Genomic DNA, 25327 nt, shown 5'->3' on the forward strand with positions numbered 1-25327 from the left:
GTTTTTATTCGCTGGAGACCCAGGATGATCAAGTCGCGCGCTGCCGTTGCCTTCGAGGCCAAGAAACCCCTTGAGATCGTTGAAGTCGATGTCGCCATGCCCAAGGCCGGCGAAGTGTTGTTGCGGGTCGTCGCTTCCGGCGTGTGCCACACCGACGCCTACACCCTGTCCGGGGCCGACCCGGAAGGCATCTTCCCGTCGATCCTCGGTCACGAAGGCGGTGCCGTGGTCGAGGCCATCGGCGAGGGCGTGACCTCGGTGGCCGTGGGCGATCATGTGATCCCGCTGTACACCCCGGAATGCGGCAAGTGCAAATTCTGCCTGTCGGGCAAGACCAACCTGTGCCAGGCGATCCGCGCCACCCAGGGCAAGGGCCTGATGCCGGACGGCACCACCCGTTTCTCCTATAAAGGCCAGCCGATTTTCCACTACATGGGCACCTCGACCTTTTCCGAGTACACCGTGTTGCCGGAAATCTCGGTAGCCAAGATCCCTAAAGAAGCGCCTCTGGAAAAAGTCTGCCTGTTGGGTTGCGGCGTCACCACCGGGATCGGTGCGGTGATCAATACCGCCAAGGTCAAGGCCGGCGATACCGTGGCGATCTTCGGTCTGGGCGGCATCGGCCTGTCGGCGGTGATCGGTGCCGTGAAAGCCAAGGCTGGCCGGATCATCGCCATCGACATCAACCCGGCCAAGTTCGAGATCGCCAAGCAGCTGGGCGCCACCGATTGCGTGAACCCGAAAGACTTCGACCGGCCGATCCAGGAGGTCATCGTCGACATGACCGACGGCGGCGTGGACTTCTCCTTCGAATGCATCGGCAACGTGCAACTGATGCGTGCCGCACTGGAGTGCTGCCACAAGGGCTGGGGCGAGTCGGTGATCATCGGCGTGGCCGGTGCCGGCCAGGAAATCTCCACCCGTCCGTTCCAGCTGGTTACCGGTCGAGTCTGGCGCGGTTCGGCGTTCGGTGGCGTGCGTGGTCGCTCCGAGTTGCCAAGCTATGTGGAAATGGCCCAGAGCGGCGAAATCCCGTTGGATACCTTCATCACCCACACCATGGGGCTGGAGGACATCAACAAGGCCTTCGACCTGATGCATGAAGGCAAGAGCATCCGTACCGTCATTCATTTCTAAGGAGCAGTGGCAAGCTGCAAGCCGGAAGCTGCAAGAGCGATCACCGCCAACTTGCAGCTTGAAGCTTGAAGCCTGCGGCTGAAATGCCCATGAGTCTGGAAAACCTGTCCTGCCAGAAAAGCTTCGGCGGCTGGCACAAACGCTACAAGCATCATTCCGAGGTGCTGGGCTGCGACATGGTGTTCGCCGTGTACCTGCCGCCGCAGGCGGAGCAGGGCGGCAAGCTGCCGGTGCTGTACTGGTTGTCCGGCCTGACCTGCACCGACGAGAACTTTATGCAAAAGGCCGGTGCCCAGCGTCTGGCCGCCGAGCTGGGGTTGATCATTGTCGCGCCGGATACCAGCCCGCGTGGCCCTGGCGTGCCGGGCGACCCGGATGGCGCCTGGGACTTCGGCCTGGGGGCCGGGTTCTATCTGAATGCCACCCAGCAGCCCTGGGCCGAGCATTACCGCATGCATGACTATGTAGTGCAGGAGCTGCCGGCATTGGTCGAGGCGCATTTCCCGGCCTCGGACAAGCGCGGCATCAGCGGGCACTCCATGGGCGGCCACGGTGCTCTGGTCTGCGCGTTGCGCAATCCGGGGCGCTACCAGTCGGTGTCGGCCTTCGCACCGATCAGCAACCCGATGGATTGCCCATGGGGGCAGAAAGCCTTTTCCCGTTACCTGGGCGAAGAGCGCTCCCGTTGGCGCGAATGGGATGCCAGCGTGCTGATCCAGGAAGCCAGTGAAAAGCTGCCGTTGCTGGTGGACCAGGGCGATCGTGACGATTTCCTGGCCAATCAGCTCAAGCTCGAAGTGCTGCAACAGGCGGCGAAAGCCGCCGGTCATCCGCTGACGTTGCGCCTGCAACCCGGCTACGACCACAGCTATTTCTTCATCGCCAGCTTCATCGGCGACCACCTGCAGCATCATGCGCGCGCTCTGAGCGGCTAATGTCCGCCAAAGCAGGTAGAATCACGCCCTGACTCAATCAGGGCGTTTTTTTATGCGTATTGGCCACGGCTACGATGTGCACCGTTTCGCTGAAGGCGATTTCATCACTCTGGGCGGCGTGCGTATTGCACACAGCTTCGGGCTGCTCGCCCACTCCGACGGCGACGTGCTGTTGCATGCTCTGAGCGATGCCTTGCTGGGTGCTGCCGCACTGGGCGACATCGGCAAACATTTCCCGGACACCGATCCGCAGTTCAAGGGCGCCGACAGCCGTGCGCTGTTGCGTCATGTCGTCGCACTGATCCATGCCAAGGGCTGGAAGGTCGGCAACGTCGATAACACCATCGTGGCCCAGGCGCCGAAGATGGCTCCCCATATTGAAACGATGCGCGCGCTGATTGCCGCGGATCTGCAAGTCGAGTTGGATCAAGTGAACGTCAAGGCCACCACCACCGAAAAGCTCGGCTTCGTCGGGCGCGAAGAAGGCATCGCCGTGCATTCCGTTGCCTTGTTGCTGCGCGCATGAACGAACTGCAACTGTTGGGCCCGCGGGCCTATGGCCAAGCCCTGGGTAGTGCGGTATTGAAGGCCACGGCCGAAGACTTCCAGGTCGACGAAGTTCTGGACATTCCCCTGACCGGCGAAGGCGAACACCTGTGGTTGTGGGTGGAAAAGCGCGGCCTGAACACCGAAGAAGCGGCGCGGCGGATTGCCAAGGCCGCGGGTGTGCCGTTGCGCACCGTCAGCTATGCCGGCTTGAAGGATCGCCAGGCGCTGACCCGGCAGTGGTTCAGCATCCAACTGCCTGGCAAGGCGGATCCCGATCTGTCGGCGGCTGAAAACGACACGCTGAAGATCCTCAAGCTGACCCGCCACAAGCGCAAGCTGCAACGCGGCGCCCATGCGGCCAACGGCTTTACCCTGCGCCTGACCGAATTGAAGGCAGACAAGGCGGGGATCGAGGAGCGCCTGCAATCGATCGTCAAACACGGCATCCCCAATTATTTCGGCGCCCAGCGTTTTGGCCATAACGGCGGTAATCTGGTCGATGCCCGCGATTGGGCCGCCCGCAAGGCCTTGCCGGAGCAGCGCAATGTACGTTCGCGGCTGCTTTCCACCGCGCGCAGCTATCTGTTCAACCGGGTGCTGGCGGCGCGCGTGGCCGATGGCAGCTGGCAACGGGCCCAGGTCGGCGACCTGCTGGCCTTCACCGACAGCCGCAGTTTTTTCCCGGCCGGCGAAGCCGAATGCAGCGATCCGCGCCTGGCCATCCTCGACTTGCACCCGACCGGCCCGCAGTGGGGCGAAGGCGAATCGCCTGCCGCCGGGGCGACCCAGCTGCTGGAACAGCAGGTGGCTGCCGACGAAGCGGATCTGCGCGATTGGTTGATTAAAGCCGGAATGAGCCACGAACGTCGCATCCTGCGGCTGCCCATTGGCGGGTTGACGTGGCATTATCCCGAGCCTGACATTCTGCAACTGGAATTCGTCCTGCCGGCCGGATGCTTCGCCACCGTATTGGTGCGTGAACTCGTCGATCTGGTGCCGGTGGGGCAGACGGACAGCCCATGCGTATTCTGATTTCTAACGACGATGGTGTAACAGCACCCGGTCTCGCCGCGCTTCATGCTGCGCTGGCGGATTACGCCGAGTGCGTGGTGATCGCCCCGGACCAGGACAAAAGCGGCGCCAGCAGCTCGCTGACGCTGGACCGGCCGTTGCACCCGCACACCTTGAGTAACGGTTTCATCAGTATCAATGGCACCCCCACCGATTGCGTGCACCTGGGCCTCAACGGGCTGCTGGAGCGCGATCCGGACATGGTCGTGTCCGGAATCAACCTCGGGGCGAACCTGGGTGACGATGTGCTGTATTCCGGCACCGTCGCCGCAGCCCTGGAAGGGCGTTTCCTGAACCTGCCGGCGTTTGCCTTTTCGTTCGTTTCGCGTCAGGTGGATAACCTGCCGACGGCTGCCTATTTCGCCCGCAAACTGGTCGAGGCCCACGGGCAGCTGGATCTGCCACCACGTACCGTGCTGAACGTGAACATCCCCAATCTGCCCCTTGATCATATTCGCGGCATTCAGCTGACCCGCCTGGGCCATCGCGCCCGGGCGACGGCGCCGATGAAGACGGTCGACCCGCGCGGCAAGGCCGGTTATTGGATCGCCGCAGCAGGGGACGCCGAGGACGGTGGCCCGGGTACGGACTTCCACGCCATCATGCAGGGCTATGTCTCGATCACGCCGTTGCAGCTCGATCGCACCTTCAATGATGCCTTCAGAAGTCTTGATGGCTGGCTGGAGGGGCTGCGCTGATGGCTCGCGAACAGGACGATTTGTTGCGTCGCGGTATCGGGATGACTTCCCAGCGTACCCGCGAACGCCTGATCCAGCGTCTTTACGATGAAGGCCTGTCCAACGCCCAGGTACTGGAAGTCATTCGGCGTACACCGCGGCATCTGTTCGTCGACGAGGCCCTGGCGCATCGCGCCTATGAAGACACGGCCCTGCCGATCGGGCACAACCAGACGATCTCGCAGCCTTATATGGTGGCGCGCATGAGCGAGTTGCTGCTGGCGGCTGGCCCGTTGGACAAGGTGCTGGAGATCGGCACCGGGTCGGGTTACCAGACAGCGGTATTGTCGCAACTGGTGGAGCGGGTGTTCTCGGTCGAGCGCATCAAGGTGTTGCAGGATCGGGCCAAGGAGCGTCTGGTCGAACTGAACCTGCGCAACGTGGTATTCCGCTGGGGCGACGGCTGGGAGGGCTGGCCGGCGCTGGCGCCGTACAACGGGATCATCGTGACGGCGGTCGCCACCGATATCCCCCAGGCCCTGCTGGACCAATTGGCGCCCGGTGGCCGGATGGTGATTCCAGTCGGTGCCGGCGAAGTGCAGCAACTGATGCTGGTCATTCGTGAGGAGCAGGGGTTTTCACGGCAGGTTCTCGGCTCGGTTCGCTTCGTTCCCTTGCTCAACGGGCCATTGGCCTGAGCATTTGTTTGGAACGGGTGAATTCTGTTTGATCGGCTTGGTCTTACAGCTTGATCAATCGGTTAAGTAACCTTGAACCCTGATCGATATGCTGGTGCCTGCCGATTTCGCTTTGCCGGGAATAAAGCGTGGGTAGCCGGTTATACTTGCGACATTTCATGCCTGAGCCAGGCACTAATTATCTTCAACCACCACAAAGGGAGCGGCGGGTGAGTCTCACAGTCATTGCGCAGCGTATGGGTACAACAAGCTTTCAGCGACTGGTGATTGGCCTTGTCTTGAGTTCTCTGTTGGTCGGCTGTTCGAGCAATAAGTCGAGCAGCGCCCGGGTCGTCGATCGCACCAGCGCGGTACCGCAGCGCCCGACGGTGACCACGGGGCAATACACGGTTCGTCGCGGCGACACCCTGTTCTCCATCGCCTTCCGTTATGGCTGGGACTACAAGGCCCTGGCCGCGCGCAACAATATTGCCGAGCCGTATACCATTCACCCGGGGCAGACCATCCGCTTCGACGGCCGCTCGGGTTCGGCCCCGACAGCCGTGGTTACAAAGTCGGCTTCCAGTGCATCTTCTTCAAGTAAAACCACGGTAATTCGTCGTCCGGCAGGGGCCGCGCCAACGATTGCGAGCCAGCCCGCGCCGGCTCCATTACCGCCTGCAGGCCCCGCGCCAAAGGGCTGGGGCTGGCCTGCGAACGGTATTCTGATTGGAAAATTCTCTTCAAACGGTAGTTTGAATAAAGGCATTGATATCGCCGGGGATTTGGGACAGCCTGTTTTAGCTGCGTCTGATGGGACGGTGGTTTACGCCGGGAGTGGCTTAAGGGGCTACGGCGAACTGGTCATCATCAAACACAGCGATACCTACGTCAGTGCTTACGGCCACAGCCGTAGGCTGTTGGTTCGGGAGGGGCAGCAGGTCAAAGTCGGACAGACAATTGCCGAAATGGGATCAACTGGTACAGACCGGGTGAAACTGCACTTTGAGATTCGCCGACAAGGTAAACCTGTAGATCCGCTGCAATTCCTGCCACGTCGTTGATCCGTTACCAAGCCTGTTCCGTCACGTAGAGGGAACAGGTTCCAGCGTTGCCAAGGATAAAGGCGTCGCTTGAGCCTGAGGTCGAACTCACCAAAGGACTATAACAATGGCTCTCAGTAAAGAAGTGCCGGAGTTTGACATCGACGATGAAGTTCTCCTTATGGAGACGGATATCGCCACTGATTCGATGTCGAATGAGGGATCTGCTGTACCTTCAGTTCGTGCCAAATCCAAACACTCCGCTTCATTGAAACAACACAAATACATTGATTACACGCGAGCGCTCGACGCGACGCAGCTGTATCTCAATGAAATCGGCTTTTCCCCATTGCTCTCTCCGGAAGAAGAAGTTCATTTTGCGCGTCTGTCGCAAAGTGGCGATCCGGCCGGGCGCAAGCGCATGATTGAAAGCAACCTGCGTCTGGTGGTGAAAATCGCCCGACGTTATGTCAATCGTGGGCTTTCGCTGCTGGACCTGATCGAAGAGGGCAACCTCGGTCTGATCCGGGCGGTGGAGAAGTTCGATCCGGAGCGCGGTTTCCGCTTCTCGACCTATGCCACCTGGTGGATCCGTCAAACCATCGAACGGGCAATCATGAACCAGACCCGGACTATCCGGCTGCCGATTCATGTGGTCAAAGAGCTCAACGTCTACCTGCGGGCAGCACGGGAGCTGACACAGAAACTCGACCATGAACCCTCCCCTGAAGAAATCGCCAACCTGCTGGAGAAACCGGTAGGTGAGGTCAAGCGCATGCTGGGCTTGAACGAGCGGGTTTCTTCAGTCGACGTCTCGCTGGGTCCGGATTCGGATAAAACCCTGCTGGACACCCTCACCGACGATCGTCCTACCGATCCGTGCGAGCTGCTGCAGGATGACGACCTGTCGCAAAGCATCGATCAGTGGCTTTCCGAATTGACCGACAAGCAGCGTGAAGTGGTGGTTCGCCGCTTCGGCTTGCGCGGCCACGAGAGCAGCACCCTGGAAGATGTGGGCCTGGAGATCGGGCTCACCCGAGAGCGGGTACGCCAGATCCAGGTCGAAGGTCTCAAGCGTCTGCGTGAGATCCTCGAGAAGAACGGCCTCTCCAGCGAGTCGCTGTTCCAGTAACGGCACGAGCGATCCTGCCGTGAAAAGCCCCGACACGTTCGGGGCTTTTTATTGGGTAATAGATAGGAGTCAGATGAAATACGCAGGCGCATGTTCAATAGCTGAACGAGCATGTAAGTAAAGGCTGACTCTTTCGTAAGTGTTCGGTTTTTATGCAGTATGAAAGTTGTCTGTTTGATCTGAGGTTTTTAGTTATCTTGTTGATTTATAAAAACTTATTTTAATGCTTAGAACAGTCTTCGACACGTTTTCTACCTGTCAGTGCCATTGCTCTGTCATGGAAACTCTCTAATATCAGCCCTGTGTCAACGGATAGACACAGCCATCAAGGATGATGGTCAGGACATCGCAGGACGCGATTCATCAGGACGATGAAAAGGAACACAGGGACTAGGGAAAAAAGGTGGGCGGGTCATACCGCCCCTTTTTTTGCCTGCGTAAAAGTGAATCCGGAACAGCAAAAAGGCCCGCAACGGGCCTTTTTGGGGAACGCGAGGTAATCAGCGTTCGAGATCCTTGATCTTGCCTTTGACGCCATCCCACTCTTCGGCATCGGGCAGGGAATCTTTCTTTTCAGTGATGTTGGGCCAGATCTCGGCCAGCTCAACGTTCAACTGAATGAATTCCTGCATCTCTTCTGGAACTTCGTCCTCGGAGAAGATCGCTACAGCGGGGCATTCAGGCTCGCACAGCGCGCAATCAATGCACTCATCCGGGTGAATCACCAGGAAGTTCGGGCCTTCGTAAAAGCAGTCCACCGGACAGACTTCTACGCAGTCGGTGTACTTGCACTTGATGCAGTTGTCGGTGACGACGAAGGTCATTTCTAATTCTCTCCTCAGGCGGCGGCAGCGGAGCCCCTTCAGGACGGGGTCGCCAGGTTCGGGAGCGATAGTCTGCGGACCAGGCTAATAGTCCGCAGCATCCCAAACCGCGCGAGATTCTAACAGCTTGAAAGCATCAGCGTTAGATGCGTGTCTTCAATGTATAGAGCATTTCCAGTGCCTTGCGCGGGGTCATGTCGTCCAGATCGAGCTTGGCCAAGTCATCGAGTACCGGGTGCGGCAGGCTGGCGAACATGTCGCTTTGCTGCGGGACCGAAGGCTTGCCCGCTACCGGAGACGGCGCTTCATGGGGCAGGCTGGTGGTCTCCAGGCGACTCAGGTGCTCGCGGGCACGGACGATGACATCGCTCGGAACCCCCGCCAGCTGGGCCACGGCCAGGCCATAGCTCTGGCTGGCAGGACCTGGCAGCACGTGGTGCAGGAACACGATGCGTTCGTTGTGCTCGGTGGCATTGAGGTGCACGTTGGCCACCAGCGGTTCATTTTCCGGCAGGACGGTGAGCTCGAAGTAGTGGGTGGCGAACAGGGTGTACGCCCGCAGCTGGGCGAGACGTTCTGCCGCAGCCCAGGCCAGGGACAGACCATCGAAGGTACTGGTGCCGCGACCCACTTCGTCCATCAGCACCAGGCTGCGCTCGGTAGCGTTATGCAGGATGTTGGCGGTTTCGCTCATTTCCACCATGAAGGTGGAACGGCCGCCGGCCAGGTCATCGCTGGAGCCGATCCGGGTAAAGATCCGGTCCACCAGGGACAGCTCGCAGCTCGCTGCCGGCACGAAGCTGCCGATATGGGCCAGCAGAACGATCAGCGCGGTTTGCCGCATATAAGTGGACTTACCACCCATGTTCGGGCCGGTGATCACCAACATCCGGGTCTGATCGTCGAGGCTCAGGTCGTTGGCCACGAACGGCGTGGTCAGGACCTGCTCGACCACCGGGTGGCGACCCTGGGTGATGCGCATGCACGGCTCGCTGACGAAGCGCGGGCAATTGAGGTCGAGATTCAGCGCTCGCTCGGCCAGGTTGCTCAGCACGTCCAGCTCAGCCAGCGCCCCCGCGGTGTCCTGCAACGGCGGCAGGTGACCGATCAGGGTCTCCAGCAAGGCTTCGTAGAGCATCTTCTCGCGGGCCAGGGCGCGGCTCTTGGCGGATAGCGCCTTATCCTCGAAGGCCTTGAGCTCCGGAGTGATGAAGCGTTCGGCGCCCTTGAGGGTCTGGCGGCGGATGTAGTCCGCCGGGGCCTGTTCCGCCTGTTTGCTTGGCAATTCGATGAAGTAGCCGTGAATCCGGTTGTAGCCGACTTTCAGGTTGGCCAGGCCGGTACGGGCCTTTTCCCGGGCTTCCAGGTCGATAAGGAACTGGCCGGCGTTTTCGCTCAGCGATTGCAGTTCGTCCAGCTCGGCGTCGTAACCGGTCTTCAGTACGCCGCCATCGCGGATCACCGCCGGCGGGTTGTCGATGATGGCTTTCTCCAGCAGCGCGGCCAGTTCCGGGTAAGTGCTGGTGGTCACAGCCAGTTGGCTCAGGTGCTCGGCCTCGAGTTCGGTCATCGCCACTTGCAGTTCCGGCAGCGCCGCCAGGGCATCGCGCAGGCGCGCCAGGTCGCGGGGGCGGGCGTTGCGCAGGCCGATACGGGCGAGGATCCGCTCGATGTCGCCGATCTCCTTGAGCTGCGGTTGCAGCCTTTCGAAACGGTAACCGTCCAGCAGGCAGCCAATCGAAGTCTGTCGCGCCTGCAAGACTTTCAAGTCGCGCAGCGGGCGGTTCAGCCAGCGGGTCAGCAGGCGGCTGCCCATGGCGGTCTGGCAACGGTCGACCACCGACTGCAGGGTATTGTCGCGGCCGCCGGCGAGGTTGGTGTCCAGCTCCAGGTTGCGCCGGCTGGCGCCGTCGAGCACCACAGTGTCGTCCAGGCGCTCGTGACGCAGGCTGCGCAGGTGGGGCAGGGCGGTGCGCTGGGTTTCCTTGGCATAGCTCAGCAGGCAGCCGGCGGCGCCGATGGCCAGGGTCAGGTTCTCGCAGCCGAAACCCTTGAGGTCCTGGGTGGAGAACTGCTGGCACAGGCTCTTGTGGGCCGAGTCGCGTTCGAAGTCCCAAGGCGCGCGACGGCGCACGCCACGGCGTTTTTCCGCCGGCAGGCCTTGTGGCCAGTCGTCCGGGATCAGCAGTTCCACCGGGTTGATGCGTTCCAGCTCGGCCAGCAGGTTTTCCCAGCCCTTGATTTCCAGGACCGTGAAATTGCCGCTGGTGATGTCCAGCACCGCAAGGCCGAACAGGCGCTCGTCGCCCAGCACCGCCGCGATCAGGTTATCCCGGCGTTCGTCGAGCAGGGCCTCGTCGCTGACGGTCCCCGGGGTGATGATCCGCACCACCTGGCGCTCCACCGGGCCCTTGCTGGTGGCCGGGTCGCCGACCTGTTCGCAGATCACCACCGACTCGCCGAGCTTCACCAGCTTGGCCAGGTAACCTTCGGCGGCGTGATAAGGAATCCCGCACATCGGAATCGCCTGGCCAGCCGACTGCCCGCGCGCGGTCAGGGTGATGTCCAGCAACTTGGCGGCCTTCTTCGCGTCCTCATAGAAGATTTCGTAGAAGTCGCCCATGCGATAGAACATCAGCTGGTCGGGGTGCTGGTTCTTGAGGCGCCAGTACTGCTGCATCATCGGCGTGTGGGAGGACAGATCGGTGAGCGCTTTATTCATCGGGTCGTCAGGTTGATTCGTTGAAAGGGTGGGCAAAAGCAGAGGGCATGGGCCCGGCTTTTTCGCGATGGGCGCAAGGTTACCATGGGCGGTCCGACCTTCGCAGGGATGAACCCGGTAGGATTTCGGGTGTTTTATGCATAGATATGCATTTTAGCATTTGCCGTCGGCGAAAATAACCCGCAATATGCGCGTTATGCAAAAGCGCAACGTTTCTACCGTCTTAAGAGAGCTGCTCGATCGCGATGGCATTTCCCCCACGGAACTCCATCGGCGTACCGGTGTGCCTCAATCCACCCTTTCGCGGATCCTCAGCGGCAAGATTGTCGATCCTTCGGACAAACACATCTCGCGGATCGCCGAGTACTTCCTGGTGAGCACCGATCAACTGCGCGGACGCGCGGCTGTCGCTCCTGCCCGGTCGGCCGATCCGCATTCGGAACTCAAGGACATAAGTCTGTGGGACGACGATACCCCCGTCGATGACGACGAGGTGTCGGTCCCCTTTCTTCGCGAGGTTGAATTGGCTGCGGGATCAGGAAGATTCGTCATCGAGGAAAGCGAGCGTTCCAGCCTGCGCTTCGGCAAGCGCAGCCTGCGGCACAATGGCGTGCAGTTCGACCAGGCCAAATGCGTGACGGTCCGCGGCAACAGCATGCTGCCGGTGCTGCGCGACGGCGCCACGGTGGGGGTCAATGCCGGCAAGTGCGGTATCGGCGACATCATCGACGGCGACCTGTATGCCATCAACCACAACGGCCAGCTGCGGGTGAAGCAGCTCTATCGCCTGCCTTCCGGTATTCGCCTGCGTAGCTTCAACCGCGACGAACATCCGGATGAGGACTACAGCTTCCAGGAAATGCAGGAAGAGCAGATCGTCATCCTCGGTCACGTTTTCTGGTGGGGCATGTACGCCCGTTAACCGCAGCCCATAACGCCAAAGCCCGCCATCGAGCGGGCTTTTTTGTGCCCGAGGAAAACCCTCCACGCCTTTATTTATGCGGTGCTCATGCGCAGGTGCATTTGCTGAGCATAAATAAATGCATTTGTGCATTGACTGTATATGCACTAATGCATATTATTCGTTCCAAGCCGCCCGACAGCGGCGAGCAACACCGCTCTTTAGTGGCAAAAGCAAAGGCAGCGATGAACCGGCCTCGACGGTTCAGAGGGTTGGCAACTGACCCGGGTGTGCAGCGTAAAGCACCGTGAACAGTTATCCGGCGGGCAGGGACCGCGGTCGGAGGAACAATTTGAATGGACTCGTACCGCGCCAGTAGCGCCGAAAAGTCAGTTTCCTTTTCGTTTAGCCACTTAAAGGAAAGCGAAGGACCGCATTACTGAAAAGCCCGGGCGACCGGGCTTTTTGGAATGCCTACCTACCGTGGGCCATGCCGGGATATGCACCGTTGATACACAAGCCAATTGATTACCGGGCCAGCGCATTGGCCTTTTCCACTCAGGAGGAGTGACATGACAAACGAGCAACAAGCGTTGCTGGACATGCCCATCTGGCTTGTCATCGTCCTTGCCCTGGTGGGTGGGGTGTCCGGCGAAATGTGGCGCGCCGACAAGGAGGGCGCCCGCGGCTGGTTGCTGCTGCGGCGCCTGGCCCTGCGCTCCGGGGCCTGCGTGATCTGCGGGGTCTCGACCATCATGCTGCTGTACGCCGCCGGCGTATCGATCTGGACCGCCGGCGCCTTCGGTTGCCTGACCGCCATGGCGGGCGCCGATGTGGCCATCGGGCTCTACGAGCGCTGGGCGGCCAAGCGGCTCGGTGTGTGTGAGGTGCCGCCCAAGGATCCCCGCTCGGACTCCTGAATAACGACCAAAACAGATCGTCGATTCATTGAGTCGACGCTGCCGTGATACCCGCCTGACGCAGGACGCGTACTCGTATTGAACGAGCTCAATCGGTCCTCCCGGCAGGGAGGCGCCAGATACGGCCCAGCGCCTTACACCCATCCGTTTCAAAGAGAGGCAAAACCATGATCCCAATCGACTACAACAGCTACCGCACCCTCGCGCCCTACAACAAGCGGGTGCGTTTCCTGGTGCTGCATTACACGGCCCTGAATTTCGAGGCGTCGGTCAAGGCGTTGACCACCGGTGCGGCGAGTGCCCATTACCTGATCCCGGCGCTGCAGGATCCGACGTATCAGGCCGCGGGTTTCCAGGAGCAACGAATTTTCAACCTGGTGGCCGAAGAAGACCGCGCCTGGCATGCCGGTGTCAGTGACTGGGCCGGTCGCAGCGGCTTGAACGACACTTCCATCGGCATCGAGATCGTCAACGAAGCCACCGACGTCAACGGCGTCTTCACCTTCCCGGATTACGAACGCTCCCAGGTCGAGGCGCTCAAGCAACTGGCCCTGAATATTCTCCAGCGTTATCCGGACCTGTCGCCGAAAAACGTGGTGGGCCACTCCGATATCGCGGTGGGCCGCAAATCCGATCCGGGCCCCAAGCTGCCCTGGAAAGAGCTCTACAAAGCCGGCATTGGCGCCTGGTACGACGAGCCGACCAAGAAGAAATACGTCCAGCAATTCCGCGCCGCGGGACTGCCCGAGCGTGCCGAAGTGCTCAAGGCCTTCGCCACCTATGGCTATGGCGTGCCGGCCCAGGCAACGGATGACTTCTTCCAGTCGCTGGTGCGGGCGTTCCAGATGCACTTCAGGCCGAAGAACTATACCGGGAAACTGGACGTGGAAACCTGCGCGATCCTGTATGCGCTGAACGAGAAGTACGCCTGATTCGATCAGGGTGAACCGCTCGCAGGGCAGGGGGCTCCATCGACGGTGATGCCGGACCTCAACGAAGTCTCGTGAGCCATCCGTTGCATCACCCATCCCGTCCCTGACGTCGCTCGCCGATCTGGCGATCAAGAATCCTGCCCAAATCGACATTCGCTGTTCCTCCACCTCGCGCGACATCCGCAGCGCTCCTGCGCAACTTCAACCCCTGATATCTGAACAGGAGGCCTCTCTATGCCCGCAGTCATCGACAAGCCGTCGCAGCTGTTTTTCGCCATTGCCGAGACCCTGCGAGGGGCTGGCCTTGGCCTCAAGGTTGGCAGTCACCAGGACTTCGATGGTCTGCTCGACCCGGCCTGGGTGCTGATTGCGATCGAGCGCGATGCCCCGGGCATGCGCAGCCAGGAAGGGCGTATCGCCCATGCCCTGACAGTCTCGCTGCAAGTTGTGGCGGCCGTGGGGGCCGAGCGGTCCGGGTTCGAGCCCGGTGATCTGGCCAGCGCGCTGAAGGATCTGGCCACGGATAACCGCTGGGGATTACCGGCAGCGCAGTGCGACCTGCCGATGAACCTCGAGGGCCTGCCTTCGACCCTGATTCGCGGCGAGCAGCAGCACGCGGCCTGGACGCTGTCGTTCACCCAGACGCTGTACCTCGGGCAGCCCTTGCTGGACGACCCGACCGGCATACCGAAGTTCGCCCGCACCTGGGAAGTCTCGAACATCGACGACCCCGACCAATACCAAGCACTGGAGGGCTGAGCCATGTTTGACGAGCTGCTGCGCATGCAGCTGGGCCCGATCATCGAGCGGCTGGCCGAGATGGAAACCGAACTCGATGACTTGCACCGGCGGACGGAAAACCATTGTCGGATCGGTGTGTGCCAGGCGGTCGATGCGGCCAGCAACACCTGCCGGGTCAGCCACGGAGAGCTGCTGACCCCGGCGATCCGCTTCTTCAACCCCAGCGCCGGCGCGCAAAGCGAATCGCGCATTCCCTCCGTGGGCGAGCAGTGCCTGCTGTTCAACTACGGTGGCGGCGACGGCGGCGCGCAGTCGGTGGCGCTGTTCGGCCTCAACTGCGACCGCTTTCCACCGGTGTCGACCCTGGCCGCGCTGACCCGCCGCCAATACGCCGATGGCACCCAAAGCAGTTATGACGATGCCGGCCATGTCTTGAGCTGGAGCAATGGCCCGACCGCGCTCACCGCTTCCCGCGAGGCGGTCGAGTTGAGCATCGGGCCCGCCCGGCTGGCGATGAGGCCCGAGGCGATCGAGCTGCGGCTGGGCGCGGTCGGCATCTTGCTCGACAGCGCCGGCATCCACTTCAGCGGCCCCCTGGTGGAACACCAGGGCCGCGTTATCAGCCCTTGATTAAGAGGCTTCCCATGATTGGAGTCGATAGAAACACCGGCGCCGCGGTCGATGACTGGCTGCAGTTCGTGCAGCGCGCGACCCGCGCCCTGACCACGCCGCTGGGCACGCGGCAGAAGCGCCCGTTGTACGGCTCGCTGATTCCCGACCTGCTGGGCCAGAACCTCGGCGATGACTTGCTGATCCTCGCCCAGAGCCATGCGGCGCAGGCGTTCTACAACGAGCAGAACGGCATCGGCGATTTCGAGCCGCAGGTCATAGTCGCCAGCCGGCGCGGCGCCGGGTTGCTGTTGCGTTTCGCCGGCACCTGGAAAAACCGCCAACAGACGTTCGAGGTCGTGACATGAGCATGCTGATACCCGGTGAACACCAGTTGGCCGAGCCGGTCATTGTCACAGTCGAAGAATTCGAGCCACTGCTCGCCGAGTTCAAGACCTTCGTCGTCGATTACGTGGCCCAGCGTTCCCCCGCCAATGCGCAGAAGCTGCAGGCCAGCCTGGCCAATGAAAGCGAACTGCTGACCCTGGCGCTGGAAGCCTTCTGCCTGCGCCTGCAAACCCATGAGCGCAAGTACAACGCCCGCATCAAGCAGATGCTGGCCTGGTGGGCCACCGGCAGCAATCTCGATGCACGCCTGGCGGACATGGGCCTGGAGCGGCAGTTGCTCGACCCGGGCGATCCGGCGGCCTTTCCGCCGGTGCCCGCGGTCTATGAAAGCGACGAAGATGCGCGCCTGCGCTATTACCTGGCGCCCCACGCGCCGGCCGCCGGTTCGCGCATGCAGTACCGCCGCGAAGTCTTCACCCTCGGCGAGCGGCCGACGGTGAAGGTGGATTCCACCGAGGCGGGCGTGGTGACCGTCATCTACACCTTCGACCCGGACGGTTTCGCCGCTCAGGTCAAGGATGGCAACGGACGCCGTACCGCGCCGGGCGAAGTCCAGGTCACCGTGCTCTCGCGGGAAGGCGACGGCACCCCATCCGAGGACCTGCTCGAAGGCGTGCGCAAACACTTTGCGCGACCGGACGTGAAGCCGGAAACGGATCGGGTGACGGTGCAGGCGGCACAGATCAAGCCCTACAAGATCCGCGTGGTGGCCAAGATCAACCCGGGCCCCGATTCCGGACTGACCCAGCTCGCCACGCAGCAGCAATTGCAGGCGTACGCCGACAGCTGCCATCGCCTGGAAGGGCGGGTGGATCCGAGCTGGATCGATTACACGCTGCATACGGCAGGGGCGGTACAGCTGGAGATTCTCGAGCCGGTGCAACCGATCGTGACCACGGCTTTCCAGGCGCCGTATTGCACGGAGGTTGAAGTGGAGGTGCGTACCCTATGAGTGACGACACTGTTCGCTTGAGCCTGCTGCCGGCCAATAGCTCAGCGCTGGAAAAGGCCCTCGATCTCGGTTTCGCCCGCTTGCTCGAACGTGTGGACCCGCCTTTTCCCCAACTGATGAGCCCTACCCGGACTCCTGTGGACTTCTTGCCTTATCTGGCGGCAGATCGTGGGGTCAGCGAATGGGATGCGGGAGCCAGTGAGGCCGAAAAGCGCCTCACCGTTTCGCTGTCCTGGCAGATCCAGCGGCAGGCCGGGACTAACAAGGCATTGAGCCACGCCGTCGAGTCCCTGGGCTTCATGCCCAACATCGCGGCCTGGTACGAACAGCGACCGCAGGGGCATCCCTATACCTTCGATGTGCAGGCAATCATTGTCCGCGACTGGTCCAGCGGTGATCACAACCGCTTGATACGCCGCATCAACGCCGCCAAGAGCGAGCGCGACGAAGGCACCATCACCATCGTTCATCAAACCACGGGTGGGTTGCGACTGGCCGCTGGCGCCGATCCTGGCCTGAGCATCAGCGATGACAGCCAGCCTGGGGCCTTGCCCGAGGTCAAGCTGCGCGGCTCGCTGACCATGAGCGGCGGCATGGATACAGCGCTGAGTGATGGCGAACTCTTTCTTGATGGAGTGCTGCCTGAATTTGAACTCGGCGCTCGCCTTAACAGTGCCGGGGTTTCCCAGCACTACACCATTAACGACTACGACCTCAGGGCGCAGCTATGACAGAAGACATTACGCGCTTGGTTCGCTTCACTTCCGCCGGTCTGGATGAAGTGTTGGCGGCAAAGAACCAAGGCTTGAAAGGGGAGATCACCCACATCGGCGCCGGTACCGGCCGCTACAACCCGGACGGTACGGAAACAGCCCTGCGCGATGAGCGCCAGCGGGTGGCGATCGTGGACTACGAGGACCTGGGCTCGCGCCAGTTGCGGATGGCAGCGCTGTTCGACGGTCCGGACGAATACGAGATCGGCGAGTTCGGTTTCTACCTGGCCAGCGGCACCCTGCTGGCGGTGTATTCGGTGGCTGGAAAGTTGCTGACTTACAAGGCCGGTGCTGCACGGGTGCTGCAAAAGTTCACGCTGGATATTTCGCCGTTGCCTGCGGACAGCGTGACGGTGGTGGTGGGGGCCGAGAATCTCAACATCTTGCTGGCAGAGGAGTTGGCCACTCTTTCGGCGGCCAGCATCGACAACATGGCCCGTGGGCTTGGGGTGCTCTTTCGTGTGAGAGCGCTGGAAGAAAAGGTCATTTGAAAATCAGCAAGTCAGGTTTCGCAGGTGCCGATGGCCTGTCCTTTGGCTCCGAATGGGAAGTGTCGTTGTGAGCAAGATCAATGGAATCTAAGGAGTTAAGACTTTGAGTACAGAACAGCAACTGGCCGCGGTGGTAAGCGCGGCGAATAATTTGACGAATACTGTCACAGGCAAGGTTGGCGAGATCGACCAGGCCGTAGCAGAAGCCCGCCGACAATATGACTCGCAGCTTCTTGATCTGAAAACCCGGTTGCCTCGATTGGCCGTCACGAAGAACTTCACCCTACTGCCCAATAGTGCGGGGACATTGATTGATAACTGGGGGATTCATGGGCAGGTCACTGCGACGAAGTTGCGGTCGATCACCCCAACGTCCCAGGCCACCGGCCGGCCGGCAGCAGACGTTGAGTTCATGCTCAAGGTTCAGGCCGACGTGCGGGAGCAGTTCCCCAATTTCGATATCCGGGCAACGGACTATTGGCGCGGGGCGATCAACGTCTGGCAAATGAAATGGACGGAGGCCGATAGCAGTCCCTGGCTCGCCTTTCCTTATGCCACTGACCAGACGCTGGCCAATGGCGCCGCCGCGGTGCCATTGAACTCTTATCTGACCCTGGGCGCTTTCGTGCGTGTCGTTGATGGCTCGATCAGTGGCGCCTGGAGTACCGGCTCGCAGAAAGGCAAATGGCGTTGGTGCTCCGCGGTGGTTTCTCCTTCTGGAGCATTCGGTGCCTATTTCCACCTGCACCCGATGCGTACTTCGAGCACCGGGTTGATTGAAATCATGCTGGCCGGTGCCTGCACCGGCGTAGTCACCGACCCGGGCGACTGGGGCACCATGCTCGCTATTAGTTAAGGAAAAGCACAATGAAACCAACTTTTGTACCTGCTGAACTGCACCCGATCATCAAGTGGGAAATGATTCGCAAGGCTCGCGATGAAGACTTGGCGGCGAGTGATTACGCGGCCATGCCCGACTACCCCATGAGCGAGACCAATCGTCCGGCGTTTACTGCCTATCGTCAGGGGCTGCGCGATATTCCCGATCAGGGCAGTGATCCGGATGCGGTTGCCTGGCCGGTCAAGCCCGATTTCCTGAAGTAAGACCTCCACCGCGAAAGCGGTTTTTTTTCGCCCGCACAAAGCCCCGCAGAGGGGCTCTGGCGCTTTTGCGTCTGGAGAAATTCGCACATGTCCATCCGACAAACCTACACCGTCCTCGTGCCATTCCCCACCGGCGGCGGCCACTGGTCGAAGGTCGACCAACAGCTCGACCTGCTCGACGTCGAGGCCAGCGCCTTGCGTGCCGCCGGTCGCCTGGAACTGACCAGCGTCCTCGCGGCGCGCCAACCGGCCGAAGCGGCCACTCCATCCACCAAGGCCTTGAAGGCCGCTGCCAAGAAGGCTGAATAACCATGGCTGAGGTTCTGAACTTCGAGCACAACGGCATTACCGTCAATGCCACCGAATCCCCCGAGGCCATGGGTGGCCTGGGTGACAACGTCATCGGCCTGGTCGGCACTGCGCCGAAGGCCGACCCGCTGATTCCGCGCAATGCGCCGTTCCGCATCAACAGCTTCACCACCCAGGCCCTGCTGGACCCGACCGGCGCTGAGTCGGGCACCCTGTTCCAGGCGGTGTACCAGATCCTCAAAGTGGTCAAGGTCCCGGTCTATGTGGTGATCGTCGAAGAGGGCGCGACCCCGGCCGACACCGTCAACAACGTGATCGGCGGCGTCGACGCCACCACCGGCCGCAAGCTCGGCCTGGCTGCCCTGGGCAGTGTCCCGGAAGACCTGACCATCATCGGCGCGCCGGGCTTTACCGGCACCAAGGCGGTGGCCGGTGAGTTCGCTGCCTTCGGCAAGCGCATCAAGGCCCGTGTGGTGCTCGACGGCAAGGACGCCGCGGTCGCCGATCAGGTGACCTACAGCAAGGAACTGGGCGGCGCGGACCTGGGTTTCGACCGCTGCCTGGTGGTGCACAACATGCCGGCCGCGTACTCCAAGGCGGCGAAGAAGAACGTGTTCCTGGCGCCGTCGAGCCTGGCCATCGCCGCGCTGGCCAAGGTCAAGCAGTGGGAGAGCCCGGGCAACCAGGTGACCTTCGCCGAAGACGTCTCGCGCACCGTGGAATACAACATTCTCGACACCTCGACCGAGGGCGACCTGCTCAACCGCTACGGCGTCAGCTACTACGCCCGCACCGTGCTCGGCGGCTTCTCGCTGCTGGGTAACCGCTCCATCACCGGCAAGTTCATCAGCTATGTCGGCCTGGAAGACGCCATCAGCCGCAAGCTGGTCAAGGCCGGGCAGAAAGCCATGGCCAAGAACCTGACCAAGTCCTTCATGGACCAGGAGGTCAAGCGCATCAACGACTGGCTGCAGACCCTGGTCGCCGACGAAACCATCCCGGGCGGCAGCGTGTACCTGCATCCCGAGCTGAACAGCGTCGAGAAGTACAAGAACGGTACCTGGTACGTGGTCATCGACTACGGCCGCTACGCGCCGAACGAGCACATGGTGTATCAGCTCAACGCCCGCGATGAAATCATCGAGCAGTTCCTGGAGGATGTTCTCTAATGTTTACCAACCGCGTAAGACAGGCCATCGCGGCCACCCTGCAAGGCCTGCCGTTGTCGGCGACCGTGGAAGAGTTCACCCCGCCGAAGATCGAATTCGAAATGGAAGCGATGACCGGTGGGCGCTTTATCGCCGAAGAAATGGCCAAGAGCGGCAAGGCACTCACCGCCACCCTCAAGCTGCAGGGCCTGGGGCCGGAAATCATGCTGGCGCTGGGCGTGAAGCTGGGCGACGACATCCTGCTCAATGTCCGCGAGGCGGGCCAGGACCAGGATGGCAAGACCTGGTTCACCTACCACACCGTGGGCGGCAAGCTGAAATCCCTGGCCGAAACGGCCATGAAGATGAATGAAAAACCCACCACCACCCTGGAACTCGCCTGCCGTACCTACAACCGTATCGAGAACGGCGTGCCGGTGATCGACATCGACGTGCGCACCCAGAAGTTCGTGCTCAGCGGCGTCGACATCCTCGGCGACGCCCGTCGTGCGGTGCTGATGCCGTAACCCCCTGGCAACACCCTTTGCAATACCCCCTGCAACACTCTTGTAGGAGCGAGCTTGCTCGCGATGGCAATGCAGCAGCCACATCACAGTCGTCGCTCAATCCCCAATCGCGAGCAACTCGCTGCTACCCCCTTTTATCAAGGAATTCATTCATGTCCTGGACGCCTCCGATCCATGTCCTGCTGTGCCCGATTACCGCCGACGATGAGTCGCAGATCGCGCAGATTCAGCTCAAGCCATTGTTCTACGCCGCGCAGAAAGAAGCGCTGGCCCGCGCCGGCGATGATGAGGACGATCAGTTCTTCGAGCTGGCGAAGCTGGCCACCGGGTTGTCGGCCAATGAGCTCGACCAGCTCAAGCGGCCGGACTACGTGAGCATCGCGCAGTACGTCCATGACATGTCGACACGCCCGGCTGCGTACTTCCTCCAGCAGGGCGCCGAGCCTGAAACGGCCAGCGACACCCCTGGCGATACCTCGGCGCAGGGCGACCTGGACCAGGTGGACCTGCTGTTGCCGCTCGATGTGGCGGGCCGGCGCCTGACGTCCCTGACCCTGGAAATGCCCGCGTTGCGAGCGACCAAGGTGATGAAGAAGCTCAAGACCAACAAGGAGCGCGCCGAGTTCATCACCGCGCATTGTACCGGCCTGATGCTGCCCGACCTGGCGCTGCTCAGCGTGCCTGACTGGACGCAGCTGCAAGAGCGCATCGACGATTTTTTAAACAAACCGGCGGCCTTCTTTCGGAGCGCGACATCGAAGTGATTCTCGATGTGGTGCCGCTCATTTACTCGGTAAGTGAGGCGGAAATCCTGGAGTGGGACGCTGGCAAGGCCTTGCGCCGCTACGACATCGCGATCACTCGCCTTGGCGTGAAAGAGGAGTAGAGCGAAATGGCGAACAATCAGTTTTCGCTCAAGAACGCCACCGTGCAACAGCACGGGCTGGCGCCTGTAGGCGTCATGCAGCCAGGCGCCCCCGTGGCAAGCCCGGCGGATGCCGGCCTGTCATCCAGCAGCTTCGTCCTGGCCCTGAATGCCGCCAGCGTGGACATTCGCTTGCTGACCACGGCCATCGACTCGTTGAAGTTGACGCTGTCGTCGCAACGCCCGTTGCAGCTGGCATTCGCCGGCAGCGTCAAGGCCGAGGCTAAAGCCCCGGACAAGGCCGCAGGCGGGCTTCAAGCGCCTGACCTGTTCAAGTCGGCGATGGCGATGGATGCGGCGCTGGCCGATCTGGGGAGGGTGGTTTCTCTCCCCGGCAATGAGCGTGAGGAACTTGCGCAAGACAACTACCGCATGGCCAGTTATCCAGGCATCGCCGCGGGTGGAACCACGGCGGTTGATCTGGCGAAGCTTGAATACGCCGCGGCCAAGGCAGGGATCGAGAACGATAAAGGCGCGTCCCGACGGCAGACCCTGACGGCATTCGGCGGTGATGCCGCGCTCATGGCAACCGCGTTCAAGATGCCGGGCAAGGATGCCGGGGACATGCTGGCCGGTTGGCGCACCTCGATGAAGCTGGACCGCAACCAGGCCCTCGATCTGGCGGATGCGACCAACCACCTCGGCAAGCGTCCGGGAGACGCCGAGGCGGCCGATATCGGGGTGATCCTGCAACGGCATGGCGCTGCCGCCACGGCGGTGGGGCTGGCCCCGGAGCAGGCGGCGGCGCTGACGGCGGCATTGCTCAACACCGGCACGCAAAAGGCCGATGCCGGGGCCGCGCTGAAAGGTATCGCTGCCGTGCTGGGCAAGGGAGAACCCAAATCCGAGGCGCAGCAAGTGGCTTTGCAACGGTTGCACATCGACCCGCTGAAGCTGGATGGGGCAGGTGGTCTGACCAAGGTGCTGGAGGCACTGCAAGCGCCCGACGTTTCGAGTCGGGAGCGCTCCGCGTTGGCCACTACCCTGTTCGGCAGCGCGGATGAAGCAGCGTTGCGCCTGTCGCAACAGCTGCCTGAAGTTCAAAAGGCCTTGGCGCAGGTCGCCGACAAGCAGCAGTACGCCACCTCGGAGCTGGGCGACAAGGGCTCGGTACGCCAGTCCGCATCGGCCCAGGCGAATACCTTCGACGCCCGCTTGAACCGGATGAACACCGCGTTCGGTTCCGCCCTCGCGCCGGTGGCGGAAGGGGCGATGGTGCCTATCGGTGGGGTGGTCGATGGTTTGAGCAGCCTGGCTACGGAGTTTCCGAAGATCGCTGCCGGCCTGGCCTTGGCGGGTGCTGCCATCGCACCGGTGGTGGGCCGCCTGCTCAAGTCGGTGCTGGACGAAGTCTTTACCCAGGTGGCGAAAAAACTGTTGAGCCTGGCGGCTCCGAGCCTGCCATCGAGTATTGGCAAGCTGTTCGGCGAAGGCGCAGGCTGCTGTGGCGGCCCTGCGGGCGGTACTGAAAGTCGCGGCCCCAACAGAAGAGAGCGCAGGCAGCGCGACAGGCAAGAGAAGAGAGACAGGCAGAAAAACCAAGCCAGGACGGCAAAGCCTGCAAAAAGAGCCGTCTCTGCAACAGCTCCGCGTGGCGGGCTGCTTTCCCGTATCGGTCGCGGATTGAGCGGCAGTTTCGCCGGCTTGCGTTCAGTGGCCGGCCGCGTGGCCAGTCGACCGCTCAAGCTGCTCAGGGCCGGCGTGAATGTGTTCAAGGGGGTGCGCAACCGCGACCCCAAGGCCATCGGTTCTGGCCTGGGCACCTTGGGCGGCGCCTGGGCCGGCAGCGCATCCGGTGCTGCGCTGGGGGCCGCCCTGGGTAGCGTCGTGCCGATCCTCGGCACGGCTGTCGGCGGGTTGCTCGGCGGCGCCATCGGCGGCTGGTTGGGTAGCGAGGCCGGCGGCCGGTTGGGGGAGGAGGCAGGTGGACACCTGGGAGGCGAGCCGGCGGACCGCTTGAAGTCGCCGGATGAAGTGAGCAAGAACCTCGCAGCCAGCTCGGCTTCCAGCCAGCAGGTCACCTTCGCCCCGGTCGTCAATATCTACGGCCAGGATCAGGCCACCTCCAGGCAACTGGTGGACATGGTGATCCAGCAAATGCAGATGCAGGTCATGCCTCTGATGATGAGCAACCCGCTCGCGGTACGGCGCGGCGCGGCCCTGACCGATGGAGTGATGTGATGCGACAGCAGATGGCGTTGGGCAATTTCATTTTCGGCTTGTCCACCGGCTTCGCCTACGACCGGCTTGAACGCAAGACGGACGGTGGCTGGGCCAGTATCGACATCATCACCAGCAAGCCGAAATCGCAGCAGGCCGGGCAGAAGCTGGAAACGCTGCAGATCAGTGGCAAGTCGATGTACGCCACGGGCATGGCGCGCCTGGACCAGCTGCGCGAGTTGCAGGCCGCTCGCGTGCCCTTGCCGTTGGTGGATGGCATCGGTCGCAACTGGGGGCGCTGGCGCGTCAACCTGGTGACGGAGGTGCAGACTTCCATCATCGATGACGGCACCGCGCTGGTGATCAACTGGACCATCAACCTCGAGGAATTCGTCAATGCGTAGGGTTCGAAGTATTGCCGGCGATTCGGTCAACCTGCTGCTCTACCGCGAGGTGGGACGTTGCGACGATGCGGTCGAGGAAGCGCTCTGGCGCCTCAATCCGCTGCTGGCCGAGAAAGGCCCGGTGCTGCCGGCGGGTGTCTGGGTGACAGTGCCCGAGATCGAGTCGCGGCCGGTGGCTGCAATGCCCGTTTCGGCCTGGGACTGAGGAGGCGTCATGACCCTGGGATTCACCCCGAGCATTGAGCTCTACGGCGCCAATGCCGCACGCCTCAACGAACGGCTGATCAGCTGGACCCACATCGACGCCGCGGGCATCGAGTCCGACCAGCTCTCGCTGACCCTCGATATCGAAGGCCTGGAAGGGCTCCCCGAGCTGGGCGGGAAGGTCGGCCTGCGGGTGGGCTATCTGGAGTCGGGGCTGGTGGATCGTGGCGAGTTCGTCATCACCCGCCGCACGCCCAACCTGTTCCCGCCGCGCCTGACCCTGGTGGCTACCGCAGCCCCCTTCAAGGTGGCGGATGCGACCGGCTTCAAGCAGCGCCGCTCCGCCAGCCATGGCCCCACGACCCTCGGCGCGCTGTTTCGCCAGCTGACCTCGCGCCACGGTTTTTCACCGCGGGTGGCGCATGAACTGGACTCGATCCCGATCCCGCATGTCGATCAGTGCAACGAGACCGACATGGGCTTTCTGACGCGTATTGCCCGCCCGCACGATGCCGTCACCAAACCGTTCAACGAGATGTATGTACTGGCGCTGCGCGGGCAGGCGAAGTCGCTCTCCGGGAAAATCCTTTCGCCGGTGCGTTTGAGCGTGACCCGGGATAACCGCCCGGGGGATACGGCGTTCATCTCGGCCAGCATCGATGAAAACGGCCGGGCCAAGCACAAGGGCTGCAAGGCTACCTGGTGGGATTCGGCGGCCGGCAAGGAGCGTGTGGTCAGCCTGGGGCAGGCTCCTTTCCAGGTCCTGCGCCAGCGTTACCCGGCAGAGGGCGAGGCCCGCGGCGCAGCCCAGGGCGCCATGCGCCGAATCGAGCGCGAAGCGATCAAGTTGAAGATCGACTGCCCCGGTGATCCGGCGCTGTCGGCCGAGGGGCTGGTGTCGCTGGACAACAGCTGGCCGGGGTTCATGCAGGGCACCTGGTCGATCGACAAGGTGACTGCCAGCGGCAATCGCGAAAAAAATTATCGCTGCCTGATCGAGGCTACCTGCCTGGAGCAACAGCCCTAGTTACCGGGCCTTGCCCGGCTGTTCT

At 62.0% G+C, this 25327-nt stretch carries 29 protein-coding genes; 27 read left to right on the forward strand and 2 right to left on the reverse strand.

The window, feature by feature from the left end; genetic code table 11:
* Positions 1–24: 24 nt before the first annotated feature.
* The 8 genes from AC3RCP_RS07110 to rpoS all read left to right on the forward strand — a co-directional run bounded on the left by AC3RCP_RS07110 (position 25) and on the right by rpoS (position 7221).
* Positions 25–1137 (forward strand): S-(hydroxymethyl)glutathione dehydrogenase/class III alcohol dehydrogenase, encoded by a 1113-nt coding sequence (locus AC3RCP_RS07110; protein ID WP_007924035.1) that lies wholly within the window; start codon positions 25–27, stop codon positions 1135–1137.
* Between the two features lie 83 nt (positions 1138–1220).
* Entirely contained in the window at positions 1221–2072 is an 852-nt protein-coding gene (fghA, locus tag AC3RCP_RS07115) for an S-formylglutathione hydrolase (protein WP_492569402.1), read from the forward strand.
* A 52-nt stretch (positions 2073–2124) separates the two neighbouring features.
* Positions 2125–2598: a 2-C-methyl-D-erythritol 2,4-cyclodiphosphate synthase gene (ispF, locus tag AC3RCP_RS07120; protein ID WP_007924033.1), complete on the forward strand. Its 474-nt coding sequence runs from the start codon at positions 2125–2127 to the stop codon at positions 2596–2598.
* A complete protein-coding gene (gene truD / locus AC3RCP_RS07125) occupies positions 2595–3653 on the forward strand; it encodes a tRNA pseudouridine(13) synthase TruD (protein WP_101336970.1) in 1059 nt (352 codons plus the stop codon). The genes ispF and truD overlap by 4 nt, the downstream gene beginning before the upstream one ends.
* Positions 3641–4390: a 5'/3'-nucleotidase SurE gene (gene surE, locus AC3RCP_RS07130; protein ID WP_492569404.1), complete on the forward strand. Its 750-nt coding sequence runs from the start codon at positions 3641–3643 to the stop codon at positions 4388–4390. The genes truD and surE overlap by 13 nt, the downstream gene beginning before the upstream one ends.
* A 41-nt stretch (positions 4391–4431) precedes the next feature.
* Positions 4432–5067, forward strand: coding sequence for a protein-L-isoaspartate(D-aspartate) O-methyltransferase (locus AC3RCP_RS07135; RefSeq protein WP_172963011.1), 636 nt, complete (start codon positions 4432–4434; stop codon positions 5065–5067).
* Between the two features lie 209 nt (positions 5068–5276).
* Complete coding sequence (locus AC3RCP_RS07140; RefSeq protein ID WP_007924027.1) at positions 5277–6110, forward strand: peptidoglycan DD-metalloendopeptidase family protein; 834 nt, start codon at positions 5277–5279, stop codon at positions 6108–6110.
* Between the two features lie 106 nt (positions 6111–6216).
* Positions 6217–7221, forward strand: a complete 1005-nt coding sequence (gene rpoS, locus AC3RCP_RS07145; protein ID WP_007924026.1) for an RNA polymerase sigma factor RpoS — start codon at positions 6217–6219, stop codon at positions 7219–7221.
* Positions 7222–7721: 500 nt separating this feature from the next.
* Here the strand turns inward: rpoS and fdxA are convergent, their stop codons facing one another.
* Positions 7722–8045: a ferredoxin FdxA gene (gene fdxA, locus AC3RCP_RS07150; RefSeq protein WP_007924025.1), complete on the reverse strand. Its 324-nt coding sequence runs from the start codon at positions 8043–8045 to the stop codon at positions 7722–7724.
* A 142-nt stretch (positions 8046–8187) separates the two neighbouring features.
* Positions 8188–10767, reverse strand: coding sequence for a DNA mismatch repair protein MutS (gene mutS, locus AC3RCP_RS07155; protein WP_009042404.1), 2580 nt, complete (start codon positions 10765–10767; stop codon positions 8188–8190).
* 187 nt (positions 10768–10954) lie between these two features.
* On the opposite strand from mutS, the gene AC3RCP_RS07160 reads away from it, so the two are divergent.
* From AC3RCP_RS07160 to AC3RCP_RS07250, 19 genes are all read left to right on the forward strand, one after another.
* Positions 10955–11689: a LexA family transcriptional regulator gene (locus tag AC3RCP_RS07160; RefSeq protein WP_178081051.1), complete on the forward strand. Its 735-nt coding sequence runs from the start codon at positions 10955–10957 to the stop codon at positions 11687–11689.
* A 551-nt stretch (positions 11690–12240) separates the two neighbouring features.
* Positions 12241–12588 carry a phage holin family protein gene (locus AC3RCP_RS07165; protein ID WP_009047293.1) on the forward strand — a complete coding sequence of 116 codons (348 nt, stop codon included), beginning with the start codon at positions 12241–12243 and terminating at the stop codon, positions 12586–12588.
* Positions 12589–12755: 167 nt separating this feature from the next.
* Positions 12756–13520 (forward strand): N-acetylmuramoyl-L-alanine amidase, encoded by a 765-nt coding sequence (locus AC3RCP_RS07170; protein WP_007924015.1) that lies wholly within the window; start codon positions 12756–12758, stop codon positions 13518–13520.
* Positions 13521–13754: 234 nt separating this feature from the next.
* Positions 13755–14279, forward strand: a complete 525-nt coding sequence (locus AC3RCP_RS07175) for a hypothetical protein (RefSeq protein WP_492569408.1) — start codon at positions 13755–13757, stop codon at positions 14277–14279.
* Between the two features lie 3 nt (positions 14280–14282).
* The gene (locus AC3RCP_RS07180; RefSeq protein WP_101336973.1) at positions 14283–14891 is read left to right on the forward strand and encodes a phage baseplate assembly protein V; all 609 of its coding nucleotides are present in this window, start codon (positions 14283–14285) and stop codon (positions 14889–14891) included.
* Positions 14892–14905: 14 nt separating this feature from the next.
* Entirely contained in the window at positions 14906–15238 is a 333-nt protein-coding gene (locus tag AC3RCP_RS07185; protein WP_007924012.1) for a phage baseplate protein, read from the forward strand.
* The gene (locus AC3RCP_RS07190; RefSeq protein WP_101336974.1) at positions 15235–16230 is read left to right on the forward strand and encodes a baseplate J/gp47 family protein; all 996 of its coding nucleotides are present in this window, start codon (positions 15235–15237) and stop codon (positions 16228–16230) included. The genes AC3RCP_RS07185 and AC3RCP_RS07190 overlap by 4 nt, the downstream gene beginning before the upstream one ends.
* Positions 16227–16961, forward strand: a complete 735-nt coding sequence (locus AC3RCP_RS07195) for a phage tail protein I (protein ID WP_101336975.1) — start codon at positions 16227–16229, stop codon at positions 16959–16961. Before AC3RCP_RS07190 ends, AC3RCP_RS07195 begins: the two co-directional genes overlap by 4 nt.
* Positions 16958–17494, forward strand: a complete 537-nt coding sequence (locus AC3RCP_RS07200) for a hypothetical protein (protein ID WP_101336976.1) — start codon at positions 16958–16960, stop codon at positions 17492–17494. Before AC3RCP_RS07195 ends, AC3RCP_RS07200 begins: the two co-directional genes overlap by 4 nt.
* A gap of 103 nt (positions 17495–17597) precedes the next feature.
* Positions 17598–18350: a hypothetical protein gene (locus AC3RCP_RS07205; RefSeq protein ID WP_101336977.1), complete on the forward strand. Its 753-nt coding sequence runs from the start codon at positions 17598–17600 to the stop codon at positions 18348–18350.
* Positions 18351–18361: 11 nt separating this feature from the next.
* Entirely contained in the window at positions 18362–18598 is a 237-nt protein-coding gene (locus AC3RCP_RS07210) for a tail fiber assembly protein (RefSeq protein ID WP_101336978.1), read from the forward strand.
* Between the two features lie 87 nt (positions 18599–18685).
* On the forward strand, positions 18686–18907 hold the full coding sequence (locus AC3RCP_RS07215) for a hypothetical protein (protein ID WP_101336979.1): 222 nt from the start codon (positions 18686–18688) through the stop codon (positions 18905–18907).
* A 2-nt stretch (positions 18908–18909) separates the two neighbouring features.
* A complete protein-coding gene (locus AC3RCP_RS07220; protein WP_492569412.1) occupies positions 18910–20076 on the forward strand; it encodes a phage tail sheath protein in 1167 nt (388 codons plus the stop codon).
* Positions 20076–20582: a phage major tail tube protein gene (locus AC3RCP_RS07225; RefSeq protein WP_009042415.1), complete on the forward strand. Its 507-nt coding sequence runs from the start codon at positions 20076–20078 to the stop codon at positions 20580–20582. Before AC3RCP_RS07220 ends, AC3RCP_RS07225 begins: the two co-directional genes overlap by 1 nt.
* Positions 20583–20734: 152 nt before the next feature.
* Entirely contained in the window at positions 20735–21346 is a 612-nt protein-coding gene (locus tag AC3RCP_RS07230) for a phage tail assembly protein (protein ID WP_101336980.1), read from the forward strand.
* A 128-nt stretch (positions 21347–21474) separates the two neighbouring features.
* Complete coding sequence (locus AC3RCP_RS07235) at positions 21475–23688, forward strand: phage tail tape measure protein (RefSeq protein ID WP_101336981.1); 2214 nt, start codon at positions 21475–21477, stop codon at positions 23686–23688.
* On the forward strand, positions 23688–24071 hold the full coding sequence (locus AC3RCP_RS07240; protein ID WP_016702001.1) for a phage tail protein: 384 nt from the start codon (positions 23688–23690) through the stop codon (positions 24069–24071). The genes AC3RCP_RS07235 and AC3RCP_RS07240 overlap by 1 nt, the downstream gene beginning before the upstream one ends.
* On the forward strand, positions 24064–24276 hold the full coding sequence (locus AC3RCP_RS07245; RefSeq protein ID WP_101336982.1) for a tail protein X: 213 nt from the start codon (positions 24064–24066) through the stop codon (positions 24274–24276). The genes AC3RCP_RS07240 and AC3RCP_RS07245 overlap by 8 nt, the downstream gene beginning before the upstream one ends.
* 9 nt (positions 24277–24285) lie before the next feature.
* Positions 24286–25302: a contractile injection system protein, VgrG/Pvc8 family gene (locus AC3RCP_RS07250; RefSeq protein ID WP_101336983.1), complete on the forward strand. Its 1017-nt coding sequence runs from the start codon at positions 24286–24288 to the stop codon at positions 25300–25302.
* The last annotated feature ends 25 nt before the right edge of the window (positions 25303–25327 follow it).

The organism is Pseudomonas sp. GW822-FHT05A08 (assembly GCF_058800485.1).

What these genes read in the sequence shown, in the direction of transcription:
- AC3RCP_RS07180 (WP_101336973.1), top strand. Translation starts at nt 14,283, where the DNA reads ATGTTTGACGAGCTGCTGCGCATGCAGCTGGGCCCGATCATCGAGCGG.
- AC3RCP_RS07210 (WP_101336978.1), top strand. Translation starts at nt 18,362, where the DNA reads ATGAAACCAACTTTTGTACCTGCTGAACTGCACCCGATCATCAAGTGG.
- AC3RCP_RS07160 (WP_178081051.1), top strand. Translation starts at nt 10,955, where the DNA reads ATGCGCGTTATGCAAAAGCGCAACGTTTCTACCGTCTTAAGAGAGCTG.
- AC3RCP_RS07240 (WP_016702001.1), top strand. Translation starts at nt 23,688, where the DNA reads ATGCGACAGCAGATGGCGTTGGGCAATTTCATTTTCGGCTTGTCCACC.
- AC3RCP_RS07165 (WP_009047293.1), top strand. Translation starts at nt 12,241, where the DNA reads ATGACAAACGAGCAACAAGCGTTGCTGGACATGCCCATCTGGCTTGTC.
- AC3RCP_RS07215 (WP_101336979.1), top strand. Translation starts at nt 18,686, where the DNA reads ATGTCCATCCGACAAACCTACACCGTCCTCGTGCCATTCCCCACCGGC.
- AC3RCP_RS07225 (WP_009042415.1), top strand. Translation starts at nt 20,076, where the DNA reads ATGTTTACCAACCGCGTAAGACAGGCCATCGCGGCCACCCTGCAAGGC.
- AC3RCP_RS07135 (WP_172963011.1), top strand. Translation starts at nt 4,432, where the DNA reads ATGACTTCCCAGCGTACCCGCGAACGCCTGATCCAGCGTCTTTACGAT.
- AC3RCP_RS07185 (WP_007924012.1), top strand. Translation starts at nt 14,906, where the DNA reads ATGATTGGAGTCGATAGAAACACCGGCGCCGCGGTCGATGACTGGCTG.
- AC3RCP_RS07200 (WP_101336976.1), top strand. Translation starts at nt 16,958, where the DNA reads ATGACAGAAGACATTACGCGCTTGGTTCGCTTCACTTCCGCCGGTCTG.
- AC3RCP_RS07230 (WP_101336980.1), top strand. Translation starts at nt 20,735, where the DNA reads ATGTCCTGGACGCCTCCGATCCATGTCCTGCTGTGCCCGATTACCGCC.
- truD (WP_101336970.1), top strand. Translation starts at nt 2,595, where the DNA reads ATGAACGAACTGCAACTGTTGGGCCCGCGGGCCTATGGCCAAGCCCTG.
- surE (WP_492569404.1), top strand. Translation starts at nt 3,641, where the DNA reads ATGCGTATTCTGATTTCTAACGACGATGGTGTAACAGCACCCGGTCTC.
- AC3RCP_RS07220 (WP_492569412.1), top strand. Translation starts at nt 18,910, where the DNA reads ATGGCTGAGGTTCTGAACTTCGAGCACAACGGCATTACCGTCAATGCC.
- fghA (WP_492569402.1), top strand. Translation starts at nt 1,221, where the DNA reads ATGCCCATGAGTCTGGAAAACCTGTCCTGCCAGAAAAGCTTCGGCGGC.
- AC3RCP_RS07110 (WP_007924035.1), top strand. Translation starts at nt 25, where the DNA reads ATGATCAAGTCGCGCGCTGCCGTTGCCTTCGAGGCCAAGAAACCCCTT.
- AC3RCP_RS07245 (WP_101336982.1), top strand. Translation starts at nt 24,064, where the DNA reads ATGCGTAGGGTTCGAAGTATTGCCGGCGATTCGGTCAACCTGCTGCTC.
- ispF (WP_007924033.1), top strand. Translation starts at nt 2,125, where the DNA reads ATGCGTATTGGCCACGGCTACGATGTGCACCGTTTCGCTGAAGGCGAT.
- AC3RCP_RS07235 (WP_101336981.1), top strand. Translation starts at nt 21,475, where the DNA reads ATGGCGAACAATCAGTTTTCGCTCAAGAACGCCACCGTGCAACAGCAC.
- AC3RCP_RS07250 (WP_101336983.1), top strand. Translation starts at nt 24,286, where the DNA reads ATGACCCTGGGATTCACCCCGAGCATTGAGCTCTACGGCGCCAATGCC.
- AC3RCP_RS07175 (WP_492569408.1), top strand. Translation starts at nt 13,755, where the DNA reads ATGCCCGCAGTCATCGACAAGCCGTCGCAGCTGTTTTTCGCCATTGCC.
- rpoS (WP_007924026.1), top strand. Translation starts at nt 6,217, where the DNA reads ATGGCTCTCAGTAAAGAAGTGCCGGAGTTTGACATCGACGATGAAGTT.
- mutS (WP_009042404.1), bottom strand. Translation starts at nt 10,767, where the DNA reads ATGAATAAAGCGCTCACCGATCTGTCCTCCCACACGCCGATGATGCAG.
- AC3RCP_RS07170 (WP_007924015.1), top strand. Translation starts at nt 12,756, where the DNA reads ATGATCCCAATCGACTACAACAGCTACCGCACCCTCGCGCCCTACAAC.
- fdxA (WP_007924025.1), bottom strand. Translation starts at nt 8,045, where the DNA reads ATGACCTTCGTCGTCACCGACAACTGCATCAAGTGCAAGTACACCGAC.
- AC3RCP_RS07195 (WP_101336975.1), top strand. Translation starts at nt 16,227, where the DNA reads ATGAGTGACGACACTGTTCGCTTGAGCCTGCTGCCGGCCAATAGCTCA.
- AC3RCP_RS07190 (WP_101336974.1), top strand. Translation starts at nt 15,235, where the DNA reads ATGAGCATGCTGATACCCGGTGAACACCAGTTGGCCGAGCCGGTCATT.